A 2,000-nucleotide genomic window follows, 5' to 3' on the forward strand; every position below is an offset into this window, starting at 1 on the left:
CATCAATCGGTCCAAGATCTCTTTATCGATGCTCATACGTGGGTCTCCTCTTCGAGCAGTTACCACGTCAGCGCACAAAATTCAGGATAGTCCCGATCAAGCAGCTTTAAGGGGCGGATAATCTCGAACCGCGCCATCGCCACCCTGCTGCCGACAGGCGGGCGCACTTCGGCGAGTGCGATTTCGGGAGAGGTTGCGCCATAGAAAACCGAAATCCCGCGCGCGTTCATGCGACCGGCGCCGGCCGCCCAGGCCGGAGGGGCTGCCAGTTCAAGGTCAGGCCGTTTCATGGCTTTGAGTAGCGGAGCTTCTGATTGAAACACCCTGCCGCGATAGAGCTCGGAAATCGCGGTACCGGGTCCGGCGTCTACGACGAGGGTTTCACCATCCCTTGTGCGCATCTGGTCAATGTGGTCGAACAGCTTGCCAAGATGGGCAGCGGCGGTGCGGCTGAAGAACCTCGCCTCGGTCTTGATCAGCTTCTCGAATTCGTTCCACTGCTCGTGCCATTCGTGATCTTCGGGCATGATCTCTTCGTAGTGGGCCTCAGCCGCAAAGTCGCATTCCATTCCCGCTGCAGCGCTGTCCCAGTCCTCGTGTCGAAACTCAAGGATGTCACGAACATCCATGGCAATTTCTTCCCGCAGGCTGGCCGCATCCATGATCGCGTAGCCGGTCTCCCGACCCTCGCGGTACCATTCGTAGTTGATTTCGGGGTCGTTTTGCATAGCGTATTCGAACGAGTTGGGCTCGTCTGCGGTGCGTGCGAAATGCGTCTCGAAAGCGCCTTCGACTCTGTCAGCTAGTTCTTCGAGCGAGATGCAGGCCTGCTCCTCATTGCAATAGAAGCACTCGGCGTTTTGACCATCCTTTTCGACAATGCCGGAGAGATAGGAGTCCCCGATGCACTCAAAGCAGATGTCTCTCTGGGTCAAGCCTTCGTGCTCGTCAAAAGAAATTGTCATTTAAATATCCCTGGTTAGCCCTGTCACTATACAGATGTTTGCAGAACCACTGCAATTTATCACTAGTTGATCGGCCACTTGGGAGGCTGGCCAGAAGGCCAACCGAAGAATCTTAGAAGGTGGGAGCTGCCTATCCGCCCCGCAGATCCGCCTCCGCCGGAGCCTTGATATCGAAGGTCCGCCGTCTGCCGGTCAGAAGCTGTCCGAACACCTCGGTGCCCACTTTCACCGCTCACATGGTGGAATCTGCGGCGCACGCCGCGGAACAGCGTGGCCTCGAGCTTGCGGGTCTCAGGTGCAGTCCCATGGAGATAAAACCGCGAGCAAAGCAGGACTCCATCAGGTTACTCGCCGCAGAGTTGGAGTACGAGGTTGATGCCAGTCCGCGCGATCCGAGCGAATAGCGTGGCTCGGTGGCATGCGCAGCCGCCTAATTTGAATGTGCGCATGCCGCTTTGGAATGAACGGACACATAGGACAGGCGTTCTGTTCGTTTCCGGCCCCTCACCGGACAGGTTTGTCCAAGCAGAACAGCATTGGCCGGCGAGAACCTGGGGGACCCCGGCCCGTTTTTGCGCTCAGCTGCCGTTCCTGCCACCTGCAGCTAAGGTCGGCTCTTCGTCCTACTTCACTGGCAGCAGTTTCACCTTGCAGTGTGCTGGCGCGTTCCATGGCAAATACCGACTGTAATCGATATCCCCATCAAGATTGTTCGTTCTCATCTCTGCTAGATCGTCAATCATCCAAGAAAAATAGCGGTACGTGTCCACTCGGTTTAGCTTGCATGTTTCAACCAACGACGACATCGCTGCCCATGTCTGACCACCCTCTTCACTACCGATGAAGAGACTACCCTTGCGCTGAAGGATGATCGGTTTGAACTGACGTTCGACTGGATTGGTGTCGAGGTCTATTCGTCCGTCCGTTAAGAAAAGGGTTAGGGGACTATCCTGAATTTTGTGCGCTGACGTGGTAACTGCTCGAAGAGGAGACCCACGTATGAGCATCGATAAAGAGATCTTGGACCGATTGATG

General features: G+C 56.0%; 2 protein-coding genes. Both read right to left on the reverse strand.

The features are described 5' to 3' along the window. Positions 1 to 59 precede the first annotated feature (59 nt). Positions 60 to 965 (reverse strand): RES domain-containing protein, encoded by a 906-nt coding sequence (locus G455_RS25250; RefSeq protein WP_051312692.1) that lies wholly within the window; start codon positions 963 to 965, stop codon positions 60 to 62. A 623-nt stretch (positions 966 to 1,588) separates the two neighbouring features. Next, positions 1,589 to 2,000 (reverse strand): IS66 family transposase (locus tag G455_RS27225; protein ID WP_205620496.1); only part of this gene is annotated, 412 nt, incomplete at its 5' end.

Origin of the sequence: Pseudodonghicola xiamenensis DSM 18339 (assembly GCF_000429365.1) — a bacterium.
Lineage (GTDB): Bacteria > Pseudomonadota > Alphaproteobacteria > Rhodobacterales > Rhodobacteraceae > Pseudodonghicola > Pseudodonghicola xiamenensis.

Excerpts from the sequence above, each read along its gene's own strand:
- G455_RS25250 (WP_051312692.1), bottom strand. The coding sequence starts at position 965 with ATGACAATTTCTTTTGACGAGCACGAAGGCTTGACCCAGAGAGACATC.